This is a genomic window from Stenotrophomonas sp. PD6 (assembly GCF_049199305.1).
GTDB lineage: Bacteria > Pseudomonadota > Gammaproteobacteria > Xanthomonadales > Xanthomonadaceae > Stenotrophomonas.
The window spans coordinates 1-19,541 of the sequence record NZ_JBLZQD010000028.1 but is presented as its reverse complement, the minus strand read 5'-3'; the positions used below and the strand labels follow the sequence as shown (position 1 = coordinate 19,541).

Below are 19,541 nucleotides of genomic sequence, written 5' to 3'. Positions count from 1 at the left end.
GGGTTGGCGGGACTGTAGAAAACATGGATGTTTTCTACAAGCCCCCAAGGATGGGTTTACGGCGTGTCCCGCCAACCCACCGCCGCCGGCCCAAGCCAGGCGCATTCGCAGACCAAGGCTCTGGCTCTGGCTCCTGCTCTGGCTCCTGCTCTGGCTCTGGCTCTGGCTCCTGCTCTGGCTCTGGCTCTGGCTCTGGCTCCTGCTCTGGCTCTGGCTCTGGCTCCTGCTCTGGCTCCGGCTCCGGCTCCGGCTCCAACACAACTATTTTCGTCTACCGATTAAAGGTTGTTGACATCTGGTCGTTAATGAATTCAACCAGGGCACATCGCCCACCGCCTCCCCCGCGAGGCGCCCACTGAATCCGCATCACCCAGGAGCACGGAAATGGCACAAGTCATCAACACCAATGTGATGTCGCTGAACGCGCAGCGCAATCTGTCGACCAGCGGTTCCAGCCTGGCTACCACCATCCAGCGCCTGTCCTCGGGCCTGCGCATCAACAGCGCCAAGGACGACGCCGCCGGCCTGGCCATCTCCGAGCGCTTCAGCACCCAGATCCGCGGCCTCGACGTTGCCGTGCGCAACGCCAACGACGGTATCTCGCTCGCCCAGACCGCCGAAGGCGCCATGGTCGAAATCGGCAACAACCTGCAGCGTATCCGCGAACTGTCCGTGCAGTCGTCCAACGCGACCAACTCCGACAGCGATCGTGAAGCCCTGAACGCCGAAGTCAAGCAGCTGACCTCCGAAATCGACCGCGTCTCCCGTCAGACCAACTTCAACGGCACCAAGCTGCTGGACGGCTCCTTCTCCGGCGCCCTGTTCCAGGTCGGCGCCGACTCGGGCCAGACCATCGGCATCAACAGCATCGTCAACGCCAGCGCCAGCGCACTGGGTGGCGCCAAGTTCGACACCAGCACCCTGGACATCGGCGTGCCGGCGACCAACGGTGACGTGACCATCAAGGGCATGACCATCAAGGGCGCCGACGGCACCGCCTACACCCTCTCCGACATCTCCGTGAAGGCCGGCGTCGATGCCGCCGCCACCCAGAAGGCCGCCACCGCCGCCGTTGCCGCTGCCATCAACGAAAAAATGGACCAGGCCGGCGTCTACGCCTCGGTCAATGCCACCGCGGGCAAGATCGACCTGACCTCCGTCAAGAACAGCGTCTCCGACACCGGCACCTTCAACGCCATCACCGTCACCGCAGGCACCTGGACCGGCATCACCGCGCCGACCCCGGCCACCCCGACCACCGCCGCTGCCGGCGCCGCCCTGGCCACCAAGTTCGCCAGCGACCTGGACATCTCCTCCGTCGCCGGTGCGCAGCAGGCCCTCTCGATCGTCGACAAGGCGCTGACCTCCGTCAACTCCTCGCGCGCCGACATGGGTGCCATCCAGAACCGCTTCACCTCCACCATCGCCAACCTCAACACCACCTCCGAAAACCTCTCGGCCTCGCGCAGCCGTATCCGCGACACCGACTACGCCAAGGAAACCGCCGAACTGACCCGCACGCAGATTCTGCAGCAGGCCGGTACCGCCATGTTGGCCCAGGCCAACCAGTCGCCGTCGAGCGTCATGAGCCTGCTGCAGGGTTGATTCCTGCGGTGGTGGTGTAACGAAAAACCCCGCGAAAGCGGGGTTTTTTCGTTGATGGAAACGTGACGGATGCAGCGATTTTTACGGCCTATTGATTAAAGCTTCTTGACATTGGGTCGTTATTGATTTCAGCCACGACAGTTCCACATCGCTTGGCGTTCCCACACGGGAAAAACACCTCTACCACCCGGCGACATCATCGCCACCAGGAGCAAGAAAATGGCACAAGTCATCAATACCAACGTGATGTCGCTGAACGCCCAGCGCAACCTGTCGACCAGCGGCTCCAGCCTGGCCACGACGATCCAGCGCCTGTCCTCGGGCCTGCGCATCAACAGCGCCAAGGACGACGCCGCCGGCCTCGCGATCTCCGAGCGCTTCAGCACCCAGATCCGTGGCCTGGACGTTGCCGTGCGCAATGCCAACGACGGCATCTCGCTCGCCCAGACCGCCGAAGGCGCCATGGTCGAAATCGGCAACAACCTGCAGCGTATCCGCGAACTGTCCGTGCAGTCGGCCAACGCCACCAACTCCGACAGCGATCGTGAAGCCCTGAATTCCGAAGTCAAGCAGCTGACCTCCGAAATCGACCGCGTTTCGCGCCAGACCAACTTCAACGGCACCAAGCTGCTGGACGGCTCCTTCTCCGGCGCCCTGTTCCAGGTCGGCGCCGACTCGGGCCAGACCATCGGCATCAACAGCATCGTCAACGCCAGTGCCAACGCACTGGGCGGCGCCAAGTTCGACAGCAACAGCATCACCATCGGTGCCGTTGCCGCCGCCGCCAACGCCGACGTCAAGATCACCGGCATGGCCATCAAGGGCGCTGACGGCAAGACCTACACCCTCGACGACATCAACGTGAAGGCTGGCGTCGACGAAGTCGCCACCCAGAAGGCCACCGTCGCCGCCGTCACCGCCGCCATCAACTCCAAGATGGACCAGACCGGCGTCTACGCCTCGGTCAATGCCACCGCCGGCAAGATCGACCTGACCTCCGTGCAGAACAGCGTCGGCTCCGACGGCACCTTCAACGCCATCGGCGTCACCGCGGGCACCTACACCGGCGGCGCCACCGCCCCGGCCGGTTACACCGCCACCACCGCCGCCGCCGGCGCAGCCCTGAGCAGCAAGTTCGCCAGCGACCTGGACATCTCCTCCGTCGCCGGTGCGCAGCAGGCCCTGTCGATCGTCGACAAGGCCCTGACCGCCGTGAACTCCTCGCGCGCGGACATGGGTGCGATCCAGAACCGCTTCACCTCCACCATTGCCAACCTCAACACCACCTCGGAAAACCTGTCGGCCTCGCGCAGCCGTATCCGCGACACCGACTACGCCAAGGAAACCGCCGAACTGACCCGCACGCAGATCCTGCAGCAGGCCGGCACCGCGATGCTGGCCCAGGCCAACCAGTCGCCGTCGAGCGTCATGAGCCTGCTGCAGGGTTGATGCCTGCGGCTGGTGCGTAACGAAAAACCCCGCGAAAGCGGGGTTTTTTGTTGGGTGTTGGACGCCTTTCGTTTTGGGCTCAACGCCGGACGGAGGGTCGATATGGTGTTTGATTGGTTTCCAACGATTGCCGTTGATCTTCGTTCTGGGGTCATGAATGCCTGACGGGCGGCTTCGGCGGGTCTAAACGCCGGACGAACAATGAGGAACGGTGTTTGATCGGTTTCGGACGCTTGTGCCGCGCTGCGCGCGGTTGCCACGCATGGCGTGGCACTACGTCACCGTTACGTGCCCAGTGAGATTTAGAGCAAAGGCCGTAGAGCCGGGCTTTGCCCGGCCGCTCTTGCTCTACCCAAGGCCACCGGCCAACCGTCAAAGGGTCGGCGGCGGTGGGTTGGCGGGACTGTAGAAAACATGGATGTTTTCTACAAGCCCCCAAGGATGGGTTCACGGCGTGTCCCGCCAACCCACCGCCGCCGGCCCAAGCCAGAGACATTCGCAGACCAAGGCTCTGGCTCTGGCTCTGGCTCTGGCACGGCTCTTGCACCTGCTCTGGCATCAGCGCGCCCGCCGGTTGGCGGGGGCGCTCAAGCCTCCCCGTTCCGGGCCGATATCACCTGCAGGAAGCGCAGGCGGCGTGCCCACTTTTCAAAACAGGACTGCAGACATGGCGATTGGCACCATTGGTACCGGCCTCGATATTCCCACCCTCGTGGCCCAGCTGGTCGCCAAGGAACGTGAGCCCCAGGCCAACCAGATCAACTCCGCCGGCACCGCCGCCAGCGCCAAATTGTCGGCCCTGGCTACCCTGACCAGCGGCATGACCAACCTGCAGACCACCCTGGCCAGCCTGATCAAGAACGCCGACAAACCGTCCTTCAAGACCAGCACCATCACCGATTCCAACTTCACCGCCTCCATCGACACCAGCGAAGGCGCCGCCTCCGCCTCCGCCGGCACCCACCAGGTCGAAGTCAAATCCCTGGCGCAGGGCCAGAAACTCAGCTCCGGCGCGTTTGCCAAAGACGCCGTTGTCGGCGACGGCAAACTGACCATCGCCTATGGCGACAAGACCCTCGACGTCACCATCAACGCCGACAGCAAGCTCAGCGACATCGCTGCCGCCATCAACAAGGCCGCCGGCGGCAAAATCGTCAGCGCCAGCGTCATCACCGCCGACGACGGCCAGCATCTCATGCTCAGTGCCGTCGACAGCGGCCTGGCCGGCGCCATCAAAATCACCGCCTCCGGTGGCAACGGCGGCCTCGACGGCCTGACCTATGACGGCACCGCCGGCTCGGGCATGACCCAGGCCGTCGAGCCCAAGGATGCCGTCGTCGTCGTCGACGGCTTCACCCGCACCTCCAGCACCAACACCATCAGCGACATCGTTCCCGGTGTGAACCTGACCCTGACCAAGGCCGGCACCGAAGCCGGCAAGACCCAGACCCTGACCATCACCCGCGACAACACCGCTGTCAAAACCGACATGGCCGCCTTCGTCGCCGCCTACAACGCCATGAACAGCGCGCTGAAGTCCACCAGCGCCTACAACGCCACCAGCAAGACCGCCTCCGCCCTCACCGGCGATGCCATGGTGCGTGGCCTGCAGCAGCAGATGCGCAGCCAGTTCAGCAGCAACATCAATGCCCTCAAGGACATGGGCGTCACCATGGCCGCCGACGGCAGCCTTACCCTTGACTCCGGCAAAATGGAAACCGCCATCGGCAAGGATCCCGACGCCGTCGCCAAACTGTTCGGCAAGGACGGCACCATCGGCAAGTCCATGGACACCCTCATCAAGAGCAACCTGGACAAAGAGACCGGCACGCTCACCCAGCGGACCAACTCCCTCAACAAACAGATCAAAGACCTCGAAAGCCGTCTCGACGCGCTCGACGCGCGCATGGACAAGGTCTCCGATCGTTACACCAAGCAGTTCACCGCGATGGAAACCATGGTCAGCCAGATGCAGACCACCAGCGACGGCCTGACCCAGGCCCTGGCCAAAAAGTCCAGCAGCTGAGCCAGCCGCACCGCAACGCTCAAGTTTCCACACCGCAGCGCCGATATTCATGGCAGCACCCACCACTTGTCCCTGTGGCGCGGGCTGGCCCAGAGGAGAGATTTCGAATGTACGGTTCCAGCCGTCAGTACGCAGAACAGTACCGCAAGGTCGGCGTTTCCAGCGCCGTCAACGACGCCGACCCGCACAAACTGGTGGCCATGCTGCTGGCCGGTGCGTGCGAGCGCATCCGCCTGGCCGAAGCCTGCCTCGAGCGTAACGACCAGGCCCGCAAGGGCAAGGCGATCGGTGAGGCCTGCGCCATTGTCGGCCACCTCAACGGCTCGCTCGACCACGAGGCAGGCGGCGATATCGCCGGCAACCTCTCGGCCCTGTACGACTACGTGATGCAGCGCCTGACCGACGCCAACCTGCACAACGACGGTGCCGCCCTGCAGGAATCCCTGCAGCTGCTCACCGAGATCGACGCGGCATGGAATGCCATTCCCCACGACCAGCGCCAGCCCGCTGCGGCGGGCGCCTGATGCACGCCGCCCTCGCCACCGACGTACTGCAGCCCCTGCACGACGCGCTGGACGAGCTGTCGCGCGCCGTCGAGGGCGAAGACCACGACCTCACCCAGCGGCTCATGGATGCCTACGATGAGCAGGTGCGTGCCTACCTGGACGAGCACGATGCGCGCATCGACGCCGGCTCCCTGCGTGGCCTCATCGCCCGCCAGCAGCAGGTCAGCATCCGCATGGCCGCGCGCCGCGACGAAGCGGCCACCCACCTCACCGCCGACCGACGCGCCGTTCGCGCGTCCCTCGCCTACCTCCGGGCAGAATCCCTGACATGAGCGACCTCCGCCCCAGCGACATCCATCATCCGGCCGAAAGCGAGCTGTTCGATGAAACGCTGAGCTGCGAGGTCGCCCTGCCCGCCGAATTCCGCCTGGGCAGCGCCGTCATCCGCCCGGGCAGTGCCGAAACCCTGCTGCGCAGCGTGGCCCTGGTCGAAGACTCGCGTGGCGACGACGGCCACGACGACCGCGGCGAGAGCAGCACCCAGCTGCAGCGACTTGAAGCCAAGCTGGACCTGACCATGGTGCTGCTGGGCCGACTGGTCCGGCAGAGCACCCAGGACCTCGACCTGCGCCCGCTGCGCTGGTCGCGGCGCGGCATCCGCCTGGAACTGGGCGCCCGCACCGGCGCGGCCGCCGGCAGCCTGGGCGTGATCCGCGTGCAGCCCTGCGACTGGCTGCCCGACCATATCGACCTGCCGGTCGCCGTGCTGGCCGAGGCGGCCACCGGGTCGGGCTCCTGCTTCCTGTGGCTGCGCTTCGAGCCCATGAGCGATGCGCTGGAGATGGCGCTGGAACGGCACCTGTTCCGCTTGCACCGGCGGCAGATCGCGGATGCGCGGCGGCGCGGTCTTTAATTAAGGCCGGCGCTCGGTTAATGTGAAGAACTTCCTGTCTTCACATGTGCCCTTACCCGTGCGCGTTCTCATCGTCGACGATCACACCCTGGTCCGCGCCGGCCTCAGTCGCCTGCTCCAGGGCTTTGCCGACGTGGACGTCGCCGCAGAGGCCAGCAATGCCGAGCAGGCCCTGCAGATGGCCATCCAGCATTCGCCCGACGTCATCCTGATGGACCTGTCCCTGCCGGGTCGCACCGGCCTGGAAGCGTTGAGCGACATCCTGCTGCGCGCCCCCGGCACCCGGATCGTGATGATGACCATGCACGATGACGCGGTGCACGTGCGCGATGCCCTCGACCGCGGGGCAGTCGGCTTCGTGGTCAAGGACGCGGCCCCGCAGGAACTGGAACTGGCCCTGCGTGCCGCCCATGCCGGCCAGGTGTTCCTCAGCCCACAGATATCGGCCAAGATGCTGGCGCCCATGCTGGGCCGCGAAAAGCCGGTCGGCATTGCCGCCCTGTCGCCCCGCCAGCGCGAGATCCTGCGCCAGATCGGCAAGGGCGAAAGCAACAAGGAAATCGCCGCCGACCTGGGCATCAGCGTCAAGACCGTGGAGACCCACCGGGCACGCATGATGGAATCGCTGGGCTGCCGCCGCGCCAACGACCTGCTGCTGCTGGCCGCACGTCACCAGCACGAACTGGAGTAACCGGGGCCCTGCCCCGTCACGCGTAGAGCGGGGCTCTGCCCCGCTGCGCGAACGGACGGAGCAGCACGTCATTTCCCCGACGCAGCCTTACCCGTCAGCCACCCTACTGTCAGTATTTTGAATCGCGGCAAGGCACGCCAGCCCCGCAAAACCACGGCTTCCGCCCCAGCCAGCGTCAAATAACCGAACCGCTGTCAGGGATATCCCCACAAGCTGTCAGGAACCTGACGACCCCACTAGGGAACCCCCCGATTTCGCCGTCATGGGATCACAAGCAAGATGTGTTCCATAACGCACCGGGGAGTCGGTGCGACGGGGAAAACGCATGAAGCCGATGATGTCGACCCAGCTGGGTCAGCAGCTGCACCTCACGCCGCAACTGCTGCAGTCGATCCGCCTGTTGCAGCTCGATGGCATGCAGCTGGAGCTGGAGATCCGCCGCGCGCTGGAAACCAATCCGCTGCTGGAGCTGGAAGAAGCCCCCGAGCAGGCCCCCGCCGAAACCAGCGACGCCGGCACCACCGTGGAAGTGGCCGCCTTCGACGAACTCCCGGAGACCGCCATGTGGGACGTGGCCGGCGCCAGCTGGCACGACGGCGACGATGACCGCCTGCAGCGCGTGGCCGCCGACGAATCCAGCGACCCGCAGTTGCGCGCCCTGCAGCGCCTGTCGCTGGAGCTGGACGCACGCGAACTGGCCGTGGCCGCCTTCTGGCTGGAGCATTGCGACGACGCCGGCTATTTGGACGCGCCGCTGGAGCAGCTGACCCTGCTCGCCAGCGCCCGCTGCGATGTCGACGCCGCCGGCGTGGAAGCCGTGCGCCAGCAGATCCTGCACGGCGACCCGGCCGGCCTGGCCGCCCGTGACCTGCACGAATGCCTGTCGGTGCAGCTGCGTGCCCTGCACGGCCGCGTGCCGGCCCGTCACCTGGCCCAGCGCGTGCTGGACCAGGGCCTGGAGCACCTGGCCGCGCACGACTACAACGCCCTGGCCCGCCAGCTGGACGCCGAGGTCGCCGACATCCATGAAGCGGTGCGGCTGATCCTGTCGCTGCAGCCGCGCCCGGGCGAAAGCCTGCTGCCGGGCAGCACCGGCGTGGTCATTCCCGATGTGATCGCCTGGCACGCCGACAACCAGTGGCGGGTTGCGCTGAACCCGGCCACCAGCCGCCGGCTCAGCATCAACCCGAGCTATGAACACGCCCTGGGCGAGGCCGGCGACAGTGCCCAGCCGTTGCGCGACATGCTGCAGGAGGCCCGCTGGCTCACCCGTGGCCTGTCCATGCGCTATGACACCCTGCTGCGCACCACCCGGGTGATCATCGAACGCCAGGCCGGCTTCCTGACCCGCGGTGAAGAGGCCATGGCGCCGCTGACCCTCAAGGAAGTGGCCGATGCCATCGGCATGCACGAGTCCACGGTTTCGCGCATTACCACCGGCAAGTACCTGCAGACGCCGCGCGGCACCCTGGAGCTGAAGCACTTCTTCGCCGTGCGCCTGGAAGGCGCCAGCGTCTCCGGCCAGGCCGTGAAGGCCATGGTTCGCCGCCTGATCGACGCCGAACCGGCCGGCCGGCCACTGGCCGACGAGGCCATTGCGGGACTTCTGTCACGTCAGGGCGTGAATATTGCCCGCCGAACCGTAGCAAAATACCGCGAACAGCTGGATATCGCCCCGGCGCGCGAGCGCCGCCGCATCAACGCCCGCCCGGCGCAACTTGCCCGGGTCGGCTGAAGGAAGTGGAAGACATGAACAAGCTCACCGTCCTGCTGGTCGACGACCACGAGGGCTTCATCAACGCCGCCATGCGCCACTTCCGCAAGGTTGACTGGCTGGACGTGATCGGCAGCGCCGCCAATGGCCTGGAGGCCATCGAGCGCTCCGAGTCGCTGCGCCCGCAGGTGGTGCTGATGGACCTGGCCATGCCGGAGATGGGCGGCCTGCAGGCTACCCGCCTGATCAAGTCGCAGGACGACGCCCCCTACATCGTCATCGCCAGCCACTTCGACGACGTCGAGCACCGCGAGCACGCCCTGCGTGCCGGCGCCGACAACTTCGTCAGCAAGCTGTCCTACATCCAGGAGGTCATGCCGATCCTGGAGGGCTTGAAGGAGGCGACGCCATGAGCGAGTCACGCATCCTGGTGCTGGACAATGACGCCGTGCGCGCCGAGCGCACCGTCGCCCTGCTTGAATTCATGGACTTCAACCCGCGCTGGGTAGCCGACGCGGCCGACTTCGACACCGCACGCCACCGCGCCACCGACTGGATGGCCGTCATCATCGGCGGCCTGGAGCCGGGCGCGCGCAGCGAAGCGCTGTTCGCCTGGGCCGGCCAGGGCGCGCTGCCGCCGCCGGTCATGCTGATCGATGGCGACCCGGCCGCATTCGCCCAGCGCCATGGCCTGCACGAAGCCAACGTCTGGCCGCTCGAGGCCCCGCTGCGCCACGCGCAGATGGAAGGCCTGCTGCGCCGCGCCAGCCTGAAGCGGCTGGATGCCGAGCACCAGGCCGGTGCCGTGCAGGACCAGGGCCCGACCGGCGACGGCGCGGCCGTGACCGCCTTGCGCCTGATGATCGAGCAGGTGGCCGCGTTCGATACCACCGTGCTGGTGCTGGGTGAGTCGGGCACCGGCAAGGAAGTGGTGTCGCGCTCGATCCACCAGCGCTCGCCACGCCGCGACGGCCCATTCGTGGCCATCAACTGCGGCGCGATCCCCGCCGACCTGCTGGAAAGTGAGCTGTTCGGTCACGAAAAAGGCGCCTTTACCGGTGCGTTGAGCGCCCGCAAGGGCCGTTTCGAAATGGCCGAAGGCGGCACCCTGCTGCTGGATGAAATCGGCGACATGAGCCTGCCGATGCAGGTCAAGCTGCTGCGCGTTCTGCAGGAGCGCAGCTTCGAGCGCGTGGGCGGCAACCAGACCATCCGCTGCAATGTGCGGGTGATCGCCGCCACCCATCGCGACCTCGAATCGCGCATCGCCGACGGCAAGTTCCGCGAGGATCTGTTCTACCGCCTCAATGTGTTCCCCATCGACGTGCCGGCACTGCGCGAGCGCAGCGAAGACCTGCCAGCACTGGTCACCACCATTGCCGGGCAGCTGGCCCGCACCGGGCGTGGCGAAGTGCGTTTCAGCGCCGAAGCGCTGCAGGCGCTGGCCAGCTATGAGTGGCCCGGCAACGTGCGCGAACTGACCAACCTGGTCGAGCGCCTGGCCGTGCTGCACCCTTCCGGCAATGTGCGCGTGCAGGACCTGCCGGCCCGCTATCGCGGCGATTTCGCGGCAACCGCACCGGTGGCCGTCGCGGCACCGGCCGCACCTGCCGACGAGCGGCTGGACCTGCGCAGCTTCTCGTTCCACACCCCGGGCGCGGGCAATGGCACCCGCCAGGAAGGCGACGCCGGCAGCACCGAGCGCGCACCGGCCCTGCCCGATGCCGGCCTGGACCTGCGCAACCACATGGCCAGCATCGAGCTGACCCTGATCAACGAGGCGCTCGAACGCACCCAGGGCGTGGTGGCCCACGCGGCCCAGTTGCTGGGCCTGCGCCGCACCACACTGGTGGAGAAGCTGCGCAAGTACGGCATCGAGCGCGACCAGGCCGAACTGGCCGGCTGACACCCCCAGCGGTCCACGGCGCAGCGGTTCCGCCCTGCGCCGTCCACGGCAATCTTCACTGCGCCGTGACAAACCAGCGACTACGGTCGCCCCACACGCAGGGTTCGGGGGCCTGCGGGGAATCGGGGGATTCTCTCGGTCGCCTGGTGCGCGCAGCGCGCCAGCGCGAACCGTCATCGAGGACCTCGATCATGGCTCGTTCCCTGCATTCGTCCGTTTCTGCGGCCCGCGTGGCCGCCTCCCACGTGCCCGCACTCGCCCGCCTGGGCTTCGCGCTGGCCATCGTGCTCGGCAGTTCGCCGGCCTTCGCCCAATCGGTGTGCACTCAGTCCGCTGGCACCACACCGGTCGCAAGCGGAGGCAGTGCCTTTGCCTGCGGTGATGGCGCCGTGGCTGCCGGCGGCACGTCCACTGCGGTAGGCACAGATGCGGCCTCCACAGGCAACAACTCCACTGCGGTCGGTGCGCTCAGCAGTTCGGTCGGCGAGTTTTCGACCGCGCTGGGGCGCAGCGCCAATTCCAGTGGCGCGGCGTCCACCGCCGTCGGGTTCAACAGTGCCGCGAGCGCCGCCAATGCAATGGCGTTCGGCTCCAATTCCGTCGCCAGTGGTGCCAATGCCAGCGCCTTCGGCACCGGTGCGGTGGCCTCCGGCGCGGACAGCACCGCCGTGGGCAATGCCGCCAGCGCAACGGCCACCAATGCGGTGGCATTGGGCGCCGGCTCGGTCGCCGACGAGAGCAACACCGTATCGGTCGGTGCCGCCGGTGCCGAACGCAAGGTCACCAACGTGGCGGCCGGCACCAACGACACCGATGCGGTCAACGTCAGCCAGCTCAACGACACCGCCGCAACGACGCTGGATTCGGCCAACACCTATACCGACCAGAGCGTTGGCGACACCTTGGCCGCCGCCAACACCTACACTGACCAGCAGATCAGCCTGTTGGGTGCAGGCGGTGGGGTGGCCTCGGCGGACCTCGAGCAGCTGCGGGCCGACATGAACGATCGCTTCGCCGGCGTGGACGGTCGCCTGGATGCCATCGACAACCGGTTGAACAAAATGGACCGCCGGCTCAACCGGCAGGGCGCAATGGCTGCCGCCTACAACCAGACCGCCGGCATGCCGGATGTCGGCGCCAACTGGCTGGGCGTCGGGGTGGGCGGATACGAAAGCGAAACTGCGATCGCGGTCACCCTGCGCCGCCGGTTCACTTCGCGGGCGACCGGCTCCATCGGCGCTGCAACGAGCGGCGGCGAAACCTCTTACGGAGTGGGTGTCGGCTTCACCTGGGGCGGCAACTAGACCGGCTGCCAGTAACCGCCCACCAACGGAACGAACGATGCTTGAAGGGGACGGACGGGGCATGGCCCCTCCGTCCCCGCTTCGTTGGCGTCGGTTTCCCGACGCCGGGGTTCCGGCGCCGGCCCTGCGTCACGCTGACGCAGCGGCATTCCGTCGCGTCGATCCTGTAACCGCTTGCACCACGGGCCCCTATCGCCCGCCACCACGACATCGCTGAACCACTCAGCCGTTTTCGGCACGGGGCTTGCAACGAGTTCACTCGAAACCCCAAACCGCCGGAACGTTCCAGATGTCCCACTCCGTCACCTCGATTCTTTCCCAGATCCGCTCCTACCAGACCCAGGTGGGCCAGCCGGTCAGCCCGCTGGCCGAGACGCCGCAGACCAACGCCCTGCAGGGGCTGGTGTCGCCGCAGGACGTCCAGGGCCCGAGCTTCACCGAGACCCTGCGCGGCGCGATCGCCGGCGTCAACGACGCCCAGCAGAAGTCCGGCGCCCTCGCCCGCGCCTTCGAGCTCGGTGACCCCAGCGCCGACCTGGCCAAAGTGATGGTCGCCTCGCAGCAGTCCCAGATCGCCTTCCGCGCCACCGTGGAAGTCCGCAACCGTCTCGTCCAGGCTTACCAGGACGTGATGAACATGCCGCTGTAAGGATAGAAACGCATGGCCCTGTCGCTCACCAAGGAATCCCTGAACGCCGAAAAGGCGGGCCAGTGGTTCGACCGGCTGCAAAGCCTGCAGATCACCCGTCGGCTCGGCCTGATGGCGATGATCGCCGTGGCCGTTGCGGCAGGCCTGTTCGTGTTCTTCTGGTCGCAGAAGCCCGGCATGGTGCCGCTGTATACGGGCCTGGACCAGAAAGCGACCGCCGAAGCCACCGACCTGCTGCGCGCCGCGCAGATTCCGTTCGAGCTGGACGCCGCCACCGGCGGCATCACCGTGCCGGAGAAGAACCTGCACGATGCGCGGCTGAAGCTGGCCGGCTCCGGGCTGACCGACAGCGGCCGCCTCGGCTTCGAGCTGATGGAGCGCGACCCGGGCTTCGGCGTCAGCCAGTTCATGGAAAACGCGCGCTACCAGCACTCGCTGGAAACCGAGCTGTCGCGCACCATCAACACCCTGCGCCCGGTGCGTGACTCACGCGTGCACCTGGCCATTCCCAAGCCCAGCGCCTTCACCCGCCAGCGCGACGTGGCCAGCGCCTCGGTGGTGCTGGAACTGCGCGGTGGCCAGCAGCTGGAGCGCGGCCAGATCGATGCCATCGTGCACATGGTGGCCGCCAGCATTCCCGACCTGGCGCCCGAGCGGGTCACCGTGGTGGACCAGAGTGGACGCATGCTCAGCGTGTCCGATCCGAACAGCGAAGCCGCGCTGAACGCCGCACAGTTCGACCAGGTGCGCCGCCAGGAAACTTCGTTCAACCAGCGCATCCGCGAGCTGCTCGAGCCGATGACCGGCCCGGGCCGGGTCAACCCGGAAGTCAGCGTGGACATGGACTTCTCGGTGATCGAAGAGGCCCGCGAGCTGTACAACGGCGAGCCGCAGAAACTGCGCAGCGAACAGACCAGCGAAAACAGCACCACCACCCCGGGCCCGCAGGGCGTCCCGGGTGCGGCCAGCAACACCCCGCCAGGCCCGGCCGCCGCGCCTGCCACCGCCGCCACGCCGACCGAAACCGCGCGCAACGCCACCCGCAACTACGAGCTGGACCGCACCCTGCAGCACTCGCGCCAGCCGGGCGGCCGCATCAAGCGCGTCTCGGTGGCGGTGCTGCTGGACAACGTGCCGCGCCCCGGCGCCAACGGCAAGACGACCGAGCAGCCGCTGTCGGCGGCCGAACTTACCCGCGTCGAAGCATTGGTCAAGCAGGCGGTAGGCTTCGATGCCGAACGCGGCGACACCGTGTCGGTGATGAACGCTCCGTTCGTCCGCGAAGTCACCCCGGTCGAAGGCCCCAAGTGGTGGGAACTGCCGCAGGTGCAGGACGGCCTGCGCCTGCTGCTCGGCGCCATCGTGGTGCTGGCGCTGGTGTTCGGCGTGCTGCGCCCGGCGCTGCGCTCGATCACCGGCACCCCGAAGAAGCTGTCCAAGGACGACAGCCTGGAACCGCACAGCGCCAACGTGCAGCTGGTGGACGACGGCGAGGGCCTGCCCGCACTTGGGGCAGACCGTGTGAACCTATCAGGGCATGAGCCGCTGGCATTGCCGGTGGACTCCTACGAGGAACGACTGCGCATGGCGCGTGAAGCGGTGAAGAGCGATTCGAAGCGGGTGGCGCAGGTCGTCAAGGGCTGGGTGGCCAATGATTGACCCCACCGCTCCGGCCCCGTTGTCCGGCGTGCAGCGCGCCGCCGTGCTGCTGCTCTCGCTGGGCGAAGTGGAGGCGGCCGATGTGCTGCGCCACATGGAGCCCAAGGAAGTGCAGAAGATCGGCATCGCCATGGCCACCATGAGCGACATCTCCCGCGACCAGGTCGAGCAGGTCATGGACCAGTTCAACACCGAACTGGGCTCCAAGACCTCGCTCGGCGTCGGCTCGGACGACTACATCCGCAACATGCTGGTGCAGGCGCTGGGCAGTGAGAAGGCCGGCAACCTGATCGACCGCATCCTGCTCGGGCGCAACACCACCGGCCTGGACGCGCTGAAGTGGATGGACCCGCGCGCCGTGGCCGACCTGGTCCGCAACGAGCACCCGCAGATCATCGCCATCGTCATGGCCCACCTGGAAACCGACCAGGCCGCCGACGCGCTCAAGCTGCTGCCCGAGCGTACGCGGGTGGACGTGCTGCTGCGCATCGCCACGCTGGACGGCATTCCGCCCAACGCGTTGAACGAACTCAACGAGATCATGGAGCGCCAGTTCGCCGGTAACCAGAACCTCAAGTCGTCCAACATCGGCGGCGTGCAGTGCGCGGCCAACATCCTCAACTTCATGGACAGCGGCCAGGACCAGGCGATCCTGGGCGAGATCTCGCGCATCGACGCGCCGCTGAGCGCGCGCATCCAGGAGAAGATGTTCGTCTTCGACGACCTGATCGACCTGGAAGACCGCGAACTGCAGCTGGTGCTGCGCGAAGTCAGCGGCGAGCGCCTGGGCCTGGCCCTGCGCGGGGCCGACATCAAGGTACGCGACAAGATCACCCGCAACATGTCCCAGCGTGCCGCCGAAATCCTGCTCGAAGACATGGAAGCACGCGGTCCGGTGCGCCTGTCGGATGTGGAAGTGGCGCAGCGCGAGATCCTGGCCATCGTCAAGCGCATGGCCGATGAAGGCACCGTCACCATCGGCGGCAACGCGGAGGCGATGCTGTGAATACCGCCGTGCGCTGGCTTGCACCCGACCTGCTGGCCGAACCGGCCGCCCCGCAGGACGACCACTACGACCTCGGCGAACCGGCGGTCGAACACGACCCCGAACCGCTGCTGCAGCTGCCGACCCTGGAAGAAATCCAGGCGATCCAGGACGCCGCCGAGAAGGACGGCTTCGAGCAGGGTCATGCCGATGGCCAGGCGCAAGGCCAGGCCGAGGTACGCCGCCTGATCGCACAGATCGAGGGCATCCTCGACAACTTCAGCCGGCCGCTGGTGCGGCTGGAGAATGAAGTGGTGGGCGCGCTCGGCGAACTGGCCGTGCGCATCGCCGGCACGCTGGTCGGCCGCGCCTATCAGGCCGACCCTGCCCTGCTTGCGCAGCTGGTGGCCGAGGCGGTCGACGCCGTCGGCGGCGCCAACCGCGAGGTCGAGGTGCGCCTGCATCCCGACGACATCGCCGCGCTGGCCCCGCTGCTGCAGCTCTCGCCCACCCAGCGGCTCACCCCCGACCTCAGCCTGAGCCGCGGCGACCTGCGCGTGCATGCCGAGGCCGTGCGCATCGACGGCACGCTGGAAGCGCGCCTGCGTGGCGCGCTGGACGCGGTGCTGCGCAAATCCGGAGCCAGCGCATGACCCCCGAATCCCTGCCCCCGCCCGCCGCCGACTGGTCGGCCGCGCGCAACCTGCGCCTGGCCGCGCGCCTGGACGGCATCCAGCCCGATGGCGCGCACGGTCGCGGCCTGATCCGCGAGGGCGTGCTGCGCCGCGCGGTCGGCCTCACCCTGGAAGCGGTCGGCTGCGAATCGCCGATGGGCGCCAGCTGCAAGGTCGAAGTGGCCGATGGCGGCTGGGTCGACGCCGAAGTGGTCGGCTTTGCCGGCGAACGCACCTACCTGATGCCCAGCGCCGAACTGCACGGCCTGCTGCCGAACGCGCGCGTGGTGCCTTCGCTGGGCCGCGGTGGCGTCGAAGTGGGCGAAGGCCTGCTTGGCCGCGTGATCGACAGCGACGGCGTGCCGCTGGACGGCAAGGGCCCGATCCGCGCGGAGGGCACCGTCAGCATGGCCGGCGTGTCGATCAATCCGCTCGCGCGCGAGCCCATCACCCAGCCGCTGGACGTGGGCGTGCGCGCGATCAACGCGCTGCTGCCGATCGGCCGTGGCCAGCGCGTGGGCCTGTTCGCCGGCTCCGGCGTCGGCAAGTCCACGCTGCTGGGCATGATGACCCGTTACACCGCCGCCGACGTCATCGTGGTCGGGCTGATCGGCGAACGTGGCCGCGAAGTCCGCGACTTCGTCGAAAGCACGCTGGGCGAGGAAGGCCTGCGCCGCGCCGTGGTGGTGGCCAGCCCGGCCGACCGCCCGCCGCTGGCGCGCCTGCACGGCGCCTACCGCGCCACCGCGATTGCCGAATGGTTCCGCGACCATGGCCTGAACGTGCTGCTGCTGATGGATTCGCTGACCCGCTTCGCGCAGGCCCAGCGTGAGATCGGCCTGTCGGTCGGCGAACCGCCGACCACGCGTGGTTACCCGCCTTCCGTGTTCGCCAAACTGCCGGCGCTGGTCGAACGCGCCGGCAACGGCGCCAAGGGCCGGGGTTCCATCACGGCGTTCTACACCGTGCTCACCGAAGGCGACGATCCGCAGGACCCGATCGCCGACGCGGCCCGCGCCATTCTCGATGGCCACATCCTGCTCTCGCGCCGGGTCGCCGACAGTGGCCTGTACCCGGCGATCGACGTGGAAGCGTCGGTCAGCCGCGTGGTCACGGAAATCGCCGACGAACCGTGGCGCCTGCGCATCCGCAAACTCAAGCGCCTGGTCTCGGCCTATTCCAGCAACCGCGACCTGATCGCCATCGGCGCCTACCAGCGCGGCAACGACCCGGCGACCGACGAGGCGCTGGAACGCTGGTCCGACATCGTCGAATTCCTTGGCCAGGACGTGGCCAAGGCCGCCGACCTGCCCCACAGCCAGGCGGCATTGAAGCAACTGGTCGAGAGAGAGAACTAAGCCATGATCCAGTCCAAGCGCATCGACCCCCTGCTCAAGCGGGCCCAGGACCACGAAGACGAAGTCGCCCGTGACCTGGCCGAACGCCAGCGCGTGCTCGACACCCACCTCTCGCGCCTCGAAGAACTCCGACGCTACGCCGAGGAGTATGCGAACGCGCAGATGGCGGCCACCAGCCCAGCCCAGCTGCTCAACCGGCGCGCCTTCCTCGACCGCCTCGACACCGCCGTTGCCCAGCAGCGCCAGACCGTGGACAGCAACCGCGAGAAGGTCGAGGCCGAACGCGCCCGCCTGATCCTGGCCAGCCGCGACAAGGCCGTGCTCGAACAGCTGGCCGCCAGCTACCGCGCCCAGGAGAAAGTCCTGGTCGACCGCCGCGACCAGCGCGAGATGGACGACCTCGGCGCCCGCCGCAGCCGCCTTGCCCGCAGCGAAGACACCGACAGCGGAGACACCCCGTGATGCCCCCCAACCTGCTCGGCAGCAGCGCCGGCCCCACCGCCGGCAGCAGCGCCACTCCCGCCAACCCCGGCACCCGCAGCAGCGGCGGCAGCGACCGTCGGGACTTTGACGCTCTGCTGAAGTCCGACGGCGGCAGCAAGGACGCGCCCGCCAAAGCGTCCGCCGACAAACCCAACACCGCCGATACCGGCGGCAACGCCGCAGGCGACGCCCCGCGCAGCCCCAGCAGCGACAAGCCGACCGAGGCCACCGACCCCGCCGCTGCGCCAGCCACCGCGACCACCGAAAAGACCGCGACCAGCGAGCCGGCCGACGACACCGACGCCGCCCCGTGGCCGCCGCTCGGCCTCGCCGGCTTGGCCCTGGCCGGCCTCGAACCGGTCACCGTGATGGCAGCCCCGGCCGCGAACGCAGACACCGCGGCGCTGGCCAAGGCAGATCCCGCCCTGCCGACGCTGCCGACCGCCGCCGCAACCACCCCCGCGGCCCCGGCGTTGCCCGGCGCAACCGCCGCCGACAGCAGCGCCGCGCCCATCGCCCTGCCGCTGGACGCCAAGGTCGCCGAAGACACCGTCCTGCCCAAGGCCCTGACCGACGCCATCGCCAGCGCCGACACCGACGCCGCCCCCACCACCCCGCTGCTGCATGCGCTGCACGCCGCCGCCGAACTCAAGGCCGCCGCCACCGCCAGCACCCCGTTCCAAGGCGAGCCCACCGCCACCCCGCACGTGGGCGGCGACGACTTCGACGACGCCATGAGCGCCCGCATCGGCTGGCTGGCCGACCAGAAGATCGGCCACGCCACCATCAAAGTCACCCCGCACGACCTGGGCCAGATCGAAGTCCGCCTGCAGATGGACGGCGACAAGGTCCACGCCAGCTTCAGCAGCGCCCATGCCGACGTCCGCCACGCCCTCGAATCCAGCATCCCGCGCCTGCGCGAAATGCTGAACGAGCAGGGCTTCCAACTGGGCAACGCCGACGTCGGCCAGCAGCACACCGCGCAGGACGGCAACGCCGGCGGCAGCCAAGCGGGCCACGGCACCGGCGACGGAGATCCGGCATTGGTCGAGACCACCGTCTCCCCATCGCAGCTGATGCGCCAGCGCGGCCTGGTCGACGCCTACGCCTGATCCTTGCGAAGGTCCCCGAATGGCAGCTGGCCGTTGGCCAGCTGCTTCATGCATTTGAGCGAACAGCGGGGGGCCAGCGGTTCCTCTGATTTGGCGGGACGGTGCGGGTTTACGGGGGACGCTGCAAGTACGTCCATGTAAGCTCAGTCGCCGCTTGCACGTGTGCGCTGTCCTGCGCACACGGCAAGACCGGGGTTGGGCTCCTGCCCAACCCGTCGGGCGCATGCGCCCGACCCATGCGGCTCATGCCCCCGAAAACCCGCCCCGACCCGCCTTTGACAGTGTGCTGGTGGCCAAGGAAAAGGCGGGGCGACTGCACGCGCCATTGACCGCGCGCACCGTCGCTCTGTCGTGCTGTTGGTAGGCTTGGTCGCAAGACAACTGCCGGGAACCGATCAACGTCCGGTAACGCATTGAATCTGGCGAAACGAGGCGCCGGCCAACGGCCGGCGCTACCGCGTTTCCCATGGCAACGACACACTGTCAAAGGCGGGTCGGGGCCGGTTT

At 67.8% G+C, this 19,541-nt stretch carries 18 protein-coding genes; all 18 read left to right on the top strand.

Going from position 1 to position 19,541, the window contains the following annotated elements:
- Positions 1-384: 384 nt before the first annotated feature.
- Complete coding sequence (locus tag ACOZHM_RS20375) at positions 385-1,605, top strand: flagellin (RefSeq protein WP_184123701.1); 1,221 nt, start codon at positions 385-387, stop codon at positions 1,603-1,605.
- Positions 1,606-1,824: 219 nt separating this feature from the next.
- Positions 1,825-3,054 (top strand): flagellin, encoded by a 1,230-nt coding sequence (locus ACOZHM_RS20370; RefSeq protein WP_421571172.1) that lies wholly within the window; start codon positions 1,825-1,827, stop codon positions 3,052-3,054.
- Positions 3,055-3,721: 667 nt separating this feature from the next.
- Complete coding sequence (gene fliD / locus ACOZHM_RS20365; RefSeq protein WP_421571171.1) at positions 3,722-5,080, top strand: flagellar filament capping protein FliD; 1,359 nt, start codon at positions 3,722-3,724, stop codon at positions 5,078-5,080.
- A 107-nt stretch (positions 5,081-5,187) separates the two neighbouring features.
- The gene (gene fliS / locus ACOZHM_RS20360; RefSeq protein WP_421571170.1) at positions 5,188-5,604 is read left to right on the top strand and encodes a flagellar export chaperone FliS; all 417 of its coding nucleotides are present in this window, start codon (positions 5,188-5,190) and stop codon (positions 5,602-5,604) included.
- Positions 5,604-5,918: a hypothetical protein gene (locus tag ACOZHM_RS20355; RefSeq protein ID WP_313349026.1), complete on the top strand. Its 315-nt coding sequence runs from the start codon at positions 5,604-5,606 to the stop codon at positions 5,916-5,918. Before fliS ends, ACOZHM_RS20355 begins: the two co-directional genes overlap by 1 nt.
- Positions 5,915-6,499 (top strand): PilZ domain-containing protein, encoded by a 585-nt coding sequence (locus ACOZHM_RS20350; protein ID WP_421571169.1) that lies wholly within the window; start codon positions 5,915-5,917, stop codon positions 6,497-6,499. Before ACOZHM_RS20355 ends, ACOZHM_RS20350 begins: the two co-directional genes overlap by 4 nt.
- Positions 6,500-6,557: 58 nt before the next feature.
- Complete coding sequence (locus ACOZHM_RS20345; protein WP_421571168.1) at positions 6,558-7,190, top strand: response regulator; 633 nt, start codon at positions 6,558-6,560, stop codon at positions 7,188-7,190.
- 325 nt (positions 7,191-7,515) lie between these two features.
- Positions 7,516-8,925, top strand: a complete 1,410-nt coding sequence (rpoN, locus tag ACOZHM_RS20340; RefSeq protein WP_421571167.1) for an RNA polymerase factor sigma-54 — start codon at positions 7,516-7,518, stop codon at positions 8,923-8,925.
- A 14-nt stretch (positions 8,926-8,939) separates the two neighbouring features.
- Positions 8,940-9,317, top strand: coding sequence for a response regulator (locus tag ACOZHM_RS20335; protein ID WP_421571166.1), 378 nt, complete (start codon positions 8,940-8,942; stop codon positions 9,315-9,317).
- Positions 9,314-10,810 (top strand): sigma-54 dependent transcriptional regulator, encoded by a 1,497-nt coding sequence (locus ACOZHM_RS20330; RefSeq protein ID WP_421571165.1) that lies wholly within the window; start codon positions 9,314-9,316, stop codon positions 10,808-10,810. Before ACOZHM_RS20335 ends, ACOZHM_RS20330 begins: the two co-directional genes overlap by 4 nt.
- A 191-nt stretch (positions 10,811-11,001) precedes the next feature.
- Positions 11,002-12,114: a YadA-like family protein gene (locus ACOZHM_RS20325; protein WP_421571164.1), complete on the top strand. Its 1,113-nt coding sequence runs from the start codon at positions 11,002-11,004 to the stop codon at positions 12,112-12,114.
- A 289-nt stretch (positions 12,115-12,403) separates the two neighbouring features.
- Complete coding sequence (gene fliE / locus ACOZHM_RS20320; protein ID WP_421571163.1) at positions 12,404-12,763, top strand: flagellar hook-basal body complex protein FliE; 360 nt, start codon at positions 12,404-12,406, stop codon at positions 12,761-12,763.
- Between the two features lie 12 nt (positions 12,764-12,775).
- Positions 12,776-14,422: a flagellar basal-body MS-ring/collar protein FliF gene (fliF, locus tag ACOZHM_RS20315; RefSeq protein WP_421571162.1), complete on the top strand. Its 1,647-nt coding sequence runs from the start codon at positions 12,776-12,778 to the stop codon at positions 14,420-14,422.
- A 19-nt stretch (positions 14,423-14,441) separates the two neighbouring features.
- Entirely contained in the window at positions 14,442-15,428 is a 987-nt protein-coding gene (gene fliG / locus ACOZHM_RS20310) for a flagellar motor switch protein FliG (protein WP_421571174.1), read from the top strand.
- Complete coding sequence (locus tag ACOZHM_RS20305; protein ID WP_421571161.1) at positions 15,425-16,060, top strand: FliH/SctL family protein; 636 nt, start codon at positions 15,425-15,427, stop codon at positions 16,058-16,060. Before fliG ends, ACOZHM_RS20305 begins: the two co-directional genes overlap by 4 nt.
- Positions 16,057-17,439 (top strand): FliI/YscN family ATPase, encoded by a 1,383-nt coding sequence (locus tag ACOZHM_RS20300; protein ID WP_421571160.1) that lies wholly within the window; start codon positions 16,057-16,059, stop codon positions 17,437-17,439. Before ACOZHM_RS20305 ends, ACOZHM_RS20300 begins: the two co-directional genes overlap by 4 nt.
- 3 nt (positions 17,440-17,442) lie before the next feature.
- The gene (gene fliJ, locus ACOZHM_RS20295) at positions 17,443-17,901 is read left to right on the top strand and encodes a flagellar export protein FliJ (RefSeq protein WP_421571159.1); all 459 of its coding nucleotides are present in this window, start codon (positions 17,443-17,445) and stop codon (positions 17,899-17,901) included.
- The gene (locus ACOZHM_RS20290) at positions 17,901-19,034 is read left to right on the top strand and encodes a flagellar hook-length control protein FliK (protein WP_421571173.1); all 1,134 of its coding nucleotides are present in this window, start codon (positions 17,901-17,903) and stop codon (positions 19,032-19,034) included. The genes fliJ and ACOZHM_RS20290 overlap by 1 nt, the downstream gene beginning before the upstream one ends.
- Positions 19,035-19,541 lie beyond the last annotated feature (507 nt).

Excerpts from the sequence above, each read along its gene's own strand:
- ACOZHM_RS20375 (WP_184123701.1), top strand. The coding sequence starts at position 385 with ATGGCACAAGTCATCAACACCAATGTGATGTCGCTGAACGCGCAGCGC.
- ACOZHM_RS20370 (WP_421571172.1), top strand. The coding sequence starts at position 1,825 with ATGGCACAAGTCATCAATACCAACGTGATGTCGCTGAACGCCCAGCGC.
- fliD (WP_421571171.1), top strand. The coding sequence starts at position 3,722 with ATGGCGATTGGCACCATTGGTACCGGCCTCGATATTCCCACCCTCGTG.
- fliS (WP_421571170.1), top strand. The coding sequence starts at position 5,188 with ATGTACGGTTCCAGCCGTCAGTACGCAGAACAGTACCGCAAGGTCGGC.
- ACOZHM_RS20355 (WP_313349026.1), top strand. The coding sequence starts at position 5,604 with ATGCACGCCGCCCTCGCCACCGACGTACTGCAGCCCCTGCACGACGCG.
- ACOZHM_RS20350 (WP_421571169.1), top strand. The coding sequence starts at position 5,915 with ATGAGCGACCTCCGCCCCAGCGACATCCATCATCCGGCCGAAAGCGAG.
- rpoN (WP_421571167.1), top strand. The coding sequence starts at position 7,516 with ATGAAGCCGATGATGTCGACCCAGCTGGGTCAGCAGCTGCACCTCACG.
- ACOZHM_RS20335 (WP_421571166.1), top strand. The coding sequence starts at position 8,940 with ATGAACAAGCTCACCGTCCTGCTGGTCGACGACCACGAGGGCTTCATC.
- ACOZHM_RS20330 (WP_421571165.1), top strand. The coding sequence starts at position 9,314 with ATGAGCGAGTCACGCATCCTGGTGCTGGACAATGACGCCGTGCGCGCC.
- ACOZHM_RS20325 (WP_421571164.1), top strand. The coding sequence starts at position 11,002 with ATGGCTCGTTCCCTGCATTCGTCCGTTTCTGCGGCCCGCGTGGCCGCC.
- fliE (WP_421571163.1), top strand. The coding sequence starts at position 12,404 with ATGTCCCACTCCGTCACCTCGATTCTTTCCCAGATCCGCTCCTACCAG.
- fliF (WP_421571162.1), top strand. The coding sequence starts at position 12,776 with ATGGCCCTGTCGCTCACCAAGGAATCCCTGAACGCCGAAAAGGCGGGC.
- ACOZHM_RS20300 (WP_421571160.1), top strand. The coding sequence starts at position 16,057 with ATGACCCCCGAATCCCTGCCCCCGCCCGCCGCCGACTGGTCGGCCGCG.
- fliJ (WP_421571159.1), top strand. The coding sequence starts at position 17,443 with ATGATCCAGTCCAAGCGCATCGACCCCCTGCTCAAGCGGGCCCAGGAC.
- ACOZHM_RS20290 (WP_421571173.1), top strand. The coding sequence starts at position 17,901 with ATGCCCCCCAACCTGCTCGGCAGCAGCGCCGGCCCCACCGCCGGCAGC.